Annotated in this window: 6 protein-coding genes; 2 read left to right on the top strand and 4 right to left on the bottom strand. The window is 73.9% G+C overall.

What is annotated here, in order from left to right; translation table 11 throughout:
- Positions 1 to 530, bottom strand: a 530-nt coding sequence (locus ABD308_RS10880) for an LLM class flavin-dependent oxidoreductase (protein WP_344331637.1), incomplete at its 3' end; no start/stop codon positions are given.
- Positions 531 to 721: 191 nt separating this feature from the next.
- On the opposite strand from ABD308_RS10880, the gene ABD308_RS10875 reads away from it, so the two are divergent.
- Entirely contained in the window at positions 722 to 1,132 is a 411-nt protein-coding gene (locus ABD308_RS10875) for an SgcJ/EcaC family oxidoreductase (protein ID WP_344331635.1), read from the top strand.
- A gap of 76 nt (positions 1,133 to 1,208) precedes the next feature.
- Here the strand turns inward: ABD308_RS10875 and ABD308_RS10870 are convergent, their stop codons facing one another.
- Together ABD308_RS10870 and ABD308_RS10865 are read right to left on the bottom strand one after the other, a co-directional pair.
- Complete coding sequence (locus ABD308_RS10870; RefSeq protein WP_344331633.1) at positions 1,209 to 2,411, bottom strand: phthiocerol/phthiodiolone dimycocerosyl transferase family protein; 1,203 nt, start codon at positions 2,409 to 2,411, stop codon at positions 1,209 to 1,211.
- A gap of 53 nt (positions 2,412 to 2,464) precedes the next feature.
- Positions 2,465 to 2,785 (bottom strand): NIPSNAP family protein, encoded by a 321-nt coding sequence (locus ABD308_RS10865; protein WP_344331630.1) that lies wholly within the window; start codon positions 2,783 to 2,785, stop codon positions 2,465 to 2,467.
- Between the two features lie 254 nt (positions 2,786 to 3,039).
- Here ABD308_RS10865 and ABD308_RS10860 point away from each other — a divergent pair, with 254 nt between their 5' ends.
- Positions 3,040 to 4,551, top strand: a complete 1,512-nt coding sequence (locus ABD308_RS10860; RefSeq protein WP_344331628.1) for an MFS transporter — start codon at positions 3,040 to 3,042, stop codon at positions 4,549 to 4,551.
- Between the two features lie 61 nt (positions 4,552 to 4,612).
- Here ABD308_RS10860 and ABD308_RS10855 read toward each other — a convergent pair.
- A partial coding sequence (locus ABD308_RS10855; RefSeq protein WP_344331622.1) for an SDR family NAD(P)-dependent oxidoreductase occupies positions 4,613 to 8,375 on the bottom strand: 3,763 nt, incomplete at its 5' end.

Raw genomic sequence — 8,375 nt, 5'->3', positions numbered from 1 at the left:
CGTCCGCCGGCCAGCAGGACCGGCGGACGGCTGGTGCCGGCCGGGTCCGCGGGACGGGGCCACGGCGGGAGCGTCGGGTCGACGGGGAGGCGGCAGCGGTAGAACGCGCCGTCGTGGTCCACCGGCGCCGTGCCGACCTCCCAGATCCGGCGGATCAGCGGCACCAGCTCGGCCAGCCGGGCGGCGGGCCGCTCCTCGTCGATGCCGTGCCAGTCGGAGATCACCTGCGGGTTCCCGGTGCCGAGGCCCAGCTGGACCCGGCCCGGGGCGAGCTCCGCCAGCGAACGGAACTCGGTGGCGGTGGCCACCGGGGTGCGGCCGAGCGCCCAGGCGATGGCCGAGCCGATCCGGATCCGCGAGGTCGCCGCGGCGACGGCGGCCAGCGTCACCACCGCCGAGCGGTCGTAGAACTCGCTGGAGTGGAAGGACGGCAGCCCGCGCCGTTCCGCCTCGACCGCCACCCGTACCGCCAGCGGCACCGTCCCGGCCTGTACCGCCAGTCCCGGCCTGGTCCTCAAACCGCCGTCCACGTGGATCTCCTTCTCGAAGTGCCGGACTCGTGCTCCGACGCTATGGCCCGGGTCCGGCGCCCGGCTTCTCCCAGGTTGTGCGGGCCCGGAAAACTCGTCGCCGCCGGCGCGATGAGTTCCGGGGGCGCCGCCGGTATGTAGGGGTGAGTCCGTCGGAACAGCCAGGCGGACCGGCTCTGAGGGAGATTCCAATGTCTGTCACCCGTACCGAAGACGAGGCCGCGATCAACGCCGTGCTGGGCGCGACCTACCAGGCATGGGAGGCCAATGACGCCGACGCCTTCGTCGCCCACTACAACGAGGACGCGACCGCCATCCTGCCGGGCTCGCTGCGGGACAGCCGCGAGGTGATCCGCGCGACCATGGCCAAGGGCTTCGAGGGGCCGCTCAAGGGCAGCTCGACGTACAACAGGCAGCTGAGCCTGCGCTTCCTCGGGGACAGCGCCGCGATCGTGGTCAGCGAGTCCGGCATCCTGTTCGCCGGCGAGAGCGAGGTCCCCGACAACCGCAAGATCAACGCCACCTGGGTGCTGGAGAAGAAGGACGGCGCCTGGCACATCGCCGCGTACCACAACAGCGCGATGCTGACGCCCGCGCACTGACCCCCGGGCCGGGCGCGCATCGCGGGAAGGCCCCCGCTCCGGACCCGGAGCGGGGGCCTTCCCGGTGGTCCGGCGGTCAGTCCAGGGCGGTGAGCAGCACCGCCTCGAACTGCTTGGCCACCTCCTCGATCACCTCGGTCCGGTGGAACGCCGTGTCGTACACCAGGTCGAGGGTGAGCCGGCCGGCCACCGTCGAGCCGAACAACGTCGGCACCGGCCCGCGCGAGGTGGTGGCCCACCGGCTGTCCGTGATCCGCAGGCCCTCCGGCACCGGGTACTCCTCGATGACGCCGATGTTCGACACCATGAAGGAGATCGGCGGCAGCGGGGTGGCCTCGCCGACCTCGCGCTGGGAGACCAGCCGGTGCTGGATCTCCTCCTGCGCCAGCGCCTCCTTGAGCTGCGCGCCGATCCGCCGGCCCACCTCGGCGGGGCGGTCGTCGGCGTCGACGCCGGTGGAGCACACCAGCCGCGCCACGCAGCAGAACGGCGCGTCCGGGGCGATCGGCGGCTCGACCCGGCCCCGCAGGTCCACGGCGAAGGCCGGCGCCACCGGCAGCGGCCCGGCCTCTGGGAACCGGGCGCGCACCGCGCACGCCATCGCCCCGACCAGCAGGTTGGTGAGCGAGACCCCGTCCCGGCGGGCGGCGGCCAGCAGCGCGGCCGTCGTCTCCGGTTCGAAGGCGAAGGCGCGCACCGCCAGTTCGCCCGGCGCGTCCGTCGGCGCGCCCAGCGTCAGCGGCGGCTCGCCCGCCTCCGGCGCCCGGACCGGGCCCGGCCGGTACGCGGCGAGCAGCGCCTCCTCCAGCGAGCCCTCGAACGCGGACCGGCCGGCCGGGGCGCTCTCCACCCCGCGCAGCAGGTCGGCGTAGTGGCCGAGCAGGCGGCGCAGCAGCAGGGTGTTCAGCCGGGCGTCACTGCCGGCGTGGTCGCCGGCGAAGCTGAGCACCGCCGACTCCGGACCCTGGGCGAGCGTGACCCGGTAGAGCCGGCGGTCGTCCTCCAGCCCGGTGTTGAGCACCCGCACCAGGCCGTTGTCGCCCGGCGCGACCAGTTCCAGTCCCGGGCCGTCGTCGGCCAGCTCGATGGCGACGTCGTCCGGGGTGCGGCGGAAGGAGCAGCGCACCAGCGGGTGGTCGCGCTGGAGCAGGCGCAGCGCCCGCTCCAGGACCTCCGCGTCGACCCCGCCCTCCAGGGTGACGCTCGCGACGACCGGGCCGACGCGCCACAGGTAGAACAGGGACTCGAAGAAGGTGAGGGAACGTCGCTCGTTCGTCATCGGCGGTACCTTTCGTGCGTCCGGTGGGAGGGGGACGGATCGGCCGGGCCGGGTCACCCGAACGGTGTGGGCGTGAGGAGCCGCCGGTCGAGGCGGGACACCAGCGACCCGTTGAGCTCGCTGAGCCGCCGGGCCTCGATCCAGCGGGGGTCGGCGAAGAAGGACGCCCAGTTGCGCTCCAGGGCGTCGTAGGAGTCGTGCCGCAGCATGTAGACCACCTGGCCCATGGTCTGCGGGCCGAACTCGGTCAGCGAGATGAAGACCACCTCCATCCCGTGCTCGCCGAGCAGCTTCACGGCGTGCTCGTTGAACCGGCGGATCAGGTCCGGCATCCGGCCGGGGACGGCGGTGTACTCGCGGAGTTCGTAGATCATGATGGGTCAACTCTCGTTGTGGGATCCCGACATGGCGACATCCGGCACCGTTCGGCGGCGGCCCCGGCTCGCGTCCGGGAGCCTAGCCACGGCGTTCCCGGGCCGACTTCTCCCTGAGTGCCCCGGCGGGTTCGCGCGGGTTCGCGCGCGGAACGGCGATGAGTTCCGCCCCCCTCGCCGGTATGTAGACCGAGCCCCGGCCGGCGGCACCCGCGCCGCGCCCAAGGGGTTGGAGCGATCGAACGGAGAGAGCCATGACCACGGCAGGGTCGGCGACGCAGCCGACCGCGGCACCCGCCGCAGAGTCCAACCGGCGGTGGATGATGCTGGTACTGCTGTTGCTCGGACAGTTCATGGGCCTGGTCGACGTGTTCATCGTCAATGTGGCGATGCCCTCGATCGGAACCCAGCTGCACGCCTCCGGCGCCTCCCTGCAGCTGGTCGTCGGCGGCTACACGATCGCCTACGCGATGCTGCTGATCACCGGGGCCCGGCTGGGCGACCTGTACGGGCGGCGCCGGATGTACCTGCTGGGCGTCGTCGTGTTCACCCTCACCTCGGCGGGCTGCGCCTTCGCGCCGAACGCCGTGACGCTGGTGGTGTTCCGCTTCGCCCAGGGCGCCAGCGCGGCGGTCATGGTGCCGCAGATCATGAGCGTGATCCAGATGCGGTTCCAGGGCGCGGCGCGCGCCAAGGCGCTGTCCGCCTACGGGGCGGTGCTGTCGACCGGCGCGGTGGCCGGCCTGGTGCTCGGCGGCGTGATCGTCAACGCCGACCTGTTCAACGCCGGGTGGCGCCCGGTGTTCCTGGTCAACCTGCCGATCGGCCTGGTGCTGATCGCGCTCGTCCCGAGGCTGCTGCCGCAGGACGCCCCGACCGGCCGCCGCCGACTGGACCTGTACGGTCTGGCGCTGGCCGTCCCGGCGGTCTTCCTGATGGTCCTCCCGGCCGTCCTCGGACGCGAACTGGACTGGCCCGCCTGGACGTTCGTCTGTATGGCGGCCGGCGTCGCGCTCGCCGCCGTGTTCGTCCGGGTCGAGCGGGGGATCGCCGCGCGCGGCGGCGACCCGCTGCTCAACCTCGCCGTGCTGCGCGCGCCCGGCATGTCGATCGGCATGCTCACCGTGGTGTGCGTCCAGCTCACCTACGGCGGTTTCCTGTTCGTCTTCACCCTCCACCTCCAGCAGGGCCTGGGCGAGAGCGCGCTGCGGGCCGGCCTGACCTACCTGCCGATGTCGGTCGCCTTCGGCCTGGCCGGCTTCTACTGGCGCAAGCTCCCCGAGCGGATCCACCACCTGCTCGCCCCGGCGGGCCTGGCGGTCTCGGCGGTCGCCTACGGCCTGGTCGCGATCGGCGTGCAGGACGGCGGCTCGGGCGGGGCGCTGATGTGGATCGGCACCGTCCTCAACGGTGTCGGCATGGGCCTGTCGGTGAGCCCGCTGCTCACCCAGTCGCTGGTCAACGTGCCGATGGACAAGGCGGTGGACGCCAGCGGGCTGCTGACCACGATCGTCCAGCTCGGCCAGGTGGCGGGCATCGCGGTGTACGGCTCGCTGTACCTGACGCTGGTGGAGCGCACCGGCGACGGTGTCCGCGACCACGTCCTGGGCAGCGCGATGTCGACCAGCTCGGTCTGGATCCTGATGGTGGCCGCGCTCGGCGTGGTCCCCGGCCTGGTCCTGTCCGGCATCGTCCTGCGGGCGCGCCGTCCGGCCCCGGCCCCTCTCGCGGTCGTTCCCGCGCCGGCGGCGGGCACCGCGGACTGACCCGGAACCGCCCGAGCGCCGCGTCGGCGGACGCGGCGCTCGGGCCCGGGGGAGGGCGGGGTTACAGCTCGTTGTCGATGAAGGCGAACAGCTCCTCGGCCGAGACGCTGTCGAGGTCCGCCTCCTCGGTGGCGGGGTCGGTGGCCGTGATGGTCGACAGGAGCGCGCTCAGGCGGGCCGGGACGCGGGTGGCCGCGATGTCGGCGGCCGGGACCGAGCCGACCAGGGCGGAGAGCCGGTCCAGCTCGGACAGGATGCGCCCGATGGCCGCCTGGGTGACCTCCTCGGGTGACTTCTCGCCGGCGGGGGCGAGTTGGTCGAGGAGGTACTGGGTGAGGGCGTTGGGGGTGGGGTGGTCGAAGACGGCGGTGGCGGGCAGGCGGATGGCGGTGGTGGTGTGCAGGCGGTTGCGGAGTTCGACGGCGGTGAGGGAGTCGAGGCCCTGGTCGAGGAAGCCCCGGGTGGCGTCGATGACGGTGGGGTTGTCGATGCCGAGGATCACGGCGACCTGCCGGCGGACCAGGCCGAGCACGTGCTGGTGGCGCTCGGTGGGGGTGAGCGCGGCGAGCTGCTCGGTCAGCGCCGGCCCGGACTGCTCGGCGGCGGCCGTGGGCCGGATGGTGGCCAGCCGTGACCAGAGCGGCAGCCGGGGGGCGTGGGCCAGGTCGAGCGGGGAGAGCAGGTGGAGCGGACGGGCCGTCCGGTCGGCGGCGTCGAACAGCCGCAGGCCCTGCTCGGAGCTCATCGGCAGGAACGCGCTGCGGGACATCCGGGCGTGGTCCTGGTCGGTGAGGTGGCCGGTCATCGCGCTGGCCTGGGCCCAGAGGCCCCAGGCGAGGCTGGTGGCGGGCAGGCCGTTGGCGTGGCGGTGGGCGGCGAGGGCGTCCAGGAAGGTGTTCGCGGCGGCGTAGTTGGCCTGGCCGGCGCTGCCGATGAGGCCGGCGGCCGAGGAGTACAGGACGAAGGCGCCCAGGTCGTGCCCGGCGGTGAGCCGGTGCAGGTGCACCGCGCTGTCCGCCTTCGTGGTGAGGACCGCGCGCAACTGGTCCGGGGTGAGGGAGGCCACCGTGGCGTCGTCGAGGGCGCCGGTGGTGTGGATGACGGCGGTGAGGGGGTGTTCGGTGGGGATGGTGTGGATGAGGTGGGTGAGGGCGGTGGGGTTGGTGGCGTCGCAGGCGGTGATGGTGACGGTGTGGGCGCCGAGGTTGAGGAGGTCGTCGTGGAGTTGGTCGGCGCCGGGGGCGTGGGGGCCTTGGCGGCTGATGAGGTGGAGGTGGGTGGTGTGGTGGTGGGTGACGAGGTGGCGGGCGAGGAGGCTGCCGAGGGTGCCGGTGCCGCCGGTGATGAGGACGGTGCCGTGGGGGTTGACGGGGGTGGGGATGGTGATGACGTTCTTGCCGGTGTGGCGGCCCTGGCTCATGTGGCGCAGGGCGTGGCGCAGGTCGGCGAGGTGCCAGGTGGTGCGGGGCGGGGGGGTGAGGGTGTTGTCGTTGAAGAGGGTGAGGAGGTCGGTGAGCATGGCGTGGGTGCGGTCGGGGCCGGCCTCCTTGAGGTCGAAGGCCTGGTAGGTGGTGCCGGGGTGGGCGGTGGCCGTGTCCTCGGGCCGGCGGATGTCGGTTTTGCCCATTTCGAGGTAGCGGCCGCCGGGGGCGAGGAGGGTGAGGGAGGTGTCGACGGGTTCGCCGGCGAGGGAGGCGAGGATGACGTCGAGGCCGTGGCCGTGGGTGGTGGTGCGGAAGTGGTCGGCGAAGTCGAGGGTGCGGGAGTTGGCGATGTGGTCGTCGTCCAGGCCCATGGCGCGCAGGGTGTCCCATTTGGCGGGGCTGGCGGTGGCGTAGACCTCGGCGCCGAGGTGGCGGGCGAGTTGGACGGCGGCCATGCCGACGCCGCCGGTGGCGGCGTGGATGAGGACGCGTTCGCCGGGCTGGAGGTTGGCGAGGTCGTGGAGGGCGTAGTAGGCGGTGAGGAAGACGGCGGGGATGGAGGCGGCCTGCTCGAACGACCAGCCCTCCGGCACCGGGGCCACCATCCGCTCGTCCGCCACCGTCAACGGCGCGAACGCGGAGGGGAAGGTACCGAGGACCCGGTCGCCCACGGCGAAGCGGGTCACGCCGGGGCCGGTCTCGACGACGACGCCCGCGCCTTCGGCACCGAGGCCGTCGGTGACCGTGACCATGCCGAGCGCCACGGCCACGTCGTAGAAGTTGAGTCCGGCGGCGCGGACCTGGAGGCGGATCTCGCCGGGTTCCAGGGGGCGGGTGGCGCGGGGGTTGGCGGCGCGGCCGACCTCGTCGAAGGTGCCGCCGCCGAGGGCGTCGATGCGCCAGTCGTGGCCGGCGCCGAAGCCGGAGACGGCCGGGATCTGGCCTGTGCCGGAGCCGCGTCCGACGCGCAGGGCGAGCAGGGTGCCGGAGCGGTGGGCGAGTTGGGGTTCGCCGGTGCCCAGGGCGCGGGTGATCAGGGCGGTGTGGTCGGGGGCCTCGGTGGTGTCGGGGTCGGTGTCCAGGAGGACGAAGCGGTCGGGGTGCTCGCTCTGGGCGCTGCGGATCAGGCCCCAGGCGGTGGAGGCGGGCAGGTCGGTGACATCGGCGCGCGGGCCCTGTCCGGCGGCGACGGCGCCCCGGGTGAGCACGAGCAGCGGCGTCGATTCCAGCCGGGGTTCGGCGATCCACGCCTGCACCACCGCCAGCAGATCGGCCGCGATCCGGTGGGCGGACTCGGGGAGCCCCTGCTCCTCGGCCGGGGAGACGGCGGTGACCACCGCGCAGGCCGGGGCCGGGGCGCCGCCGTCCAGGGCGGCCGCGAGCGCGGCGACGTCGCCGTGGGCGGTGGCGCCGGTCAGCGCGGCGCCGAGGCCGAGCGGGTCCTGACCCAGCAGGGCGACACCGGCGAGGTCCGCCTCCTCGGCCGCCGGGGCGGGGACGGGGATCCAGTCGAGGGAGAACAGCCCGTCGGGCGCGGGCGCGGCCGTGGCGAGCCGGCCCGGGTCGACCGCCCGGATGTGCAACTCGTCGATGTTCAGCACGAGTTGGCCGGACGGGTCGGCGGCGGTCACCTGGAGGGCGGCCTCGCCGATGGTGCGCAGCCGGACCCGCAGGGTGCGGGCGCCGGAGGCGTGCAGGCCGATCCCGTTCCAGGAGAACGGCAGCCAGACGCCCTCCTGGGGGAAGGTCTCGTGCCGGCTCAGGCCGTGCAGGGCGGCGTCCAGCAGGGCCGGGTGCAGGCCGAAACGGTCCGCGTCGCCGGCCGCCGCCTCAGGCAGGACCACCTCGGCGAAGAGCTCGCTCGGGTCGGCGCCGCGCCACAGCCGGGTCAGGCCCTGGAAGGCGGGGCCGTAGGCGTAGCCGCGTCCGGCGAGCGTCTCGTACAGGTCCTCGGTCGGGACGGGGGTGGCGTCGGCGGGCGGCCAGGCGCCGGGAGCGGCGAAGGCGGCGTCCCCGGTGGCCGGTGAGCCGTCGTGCGGGGCGAGGGTGGCTTGGGCGTGGCGGGTCCAGGTGGTGTGGGTGGTGGTGTGGGGGCGGGAGTAGATGGTGGTGTTGCGGCAGCCGTCGGGGTCGGGGGCGTCGATGACGATCTGGAGGTCGAGGGCGCCGGTGGTGGGCAGGAGGAGGGGGGTTTGGACGAGGAGTTCCTTGACGCCGGCGCTGGTGGTGTGGTCGGCGGCGTGGAGGGCGAGGTCGAGGAAGGCGGTGCCGGGCAGGAGGGCGGTGCCGGTGACGGCGTGGTCGGCCAGCCAGGGGTGGGTGGCCAGGGAGAGGGTGCCGGAGAGGATGGCGCTGTCGCCGGAGGCGATGTCGACGGCGGCGGCGAGCAGGCCGTGGTCG

It is taken from the genome of Kitasatospora putterlickiae (assembly GCF_039527695.1).
Taxonomy (GTDB): Bacteria; Actinomycetota; Actinomycetes; order Streptomycetales; family Streptomycetaceae; genus Kitasatospora; species Kitasatospora putterlickiae.
The sequence above is the reverse complement of the archived record's forward strand: the minus strand, read 5'-3'. Positions and strand labels throughout refer to the sequence as shown.

Coding starts and splice junctions, on each gene's coding strand:
- ABD308_RS10875 (WP_344331635.1), top strand. CDS start 722: ATGTCTGTCACCCGTACCGAAGACGAGGCCGCGATCAACGCCGTGCTG.
- ABD308_RS10870 (WP_344331633.1), bottom strand. CDS start 2,411: ATGACGAACGAGCGACGTTCCCTCACCTTCTTCGAGTCCCTGTTCTAC.
- ABD308_RS10865 (WP_344331630.1), bottom strand. CDS start 2,785: ATGATCTACGAACTCCGCGAGTACACCGCCGTCCCCGGCCGGATGCCG.
- ABD308_RS10860 (WP_344331628.1), top strand. CDS start 3,040: ATGACCACGGCAGGGTCGGCGACGCAGCCGACCGCGGCACCCGCCGCA.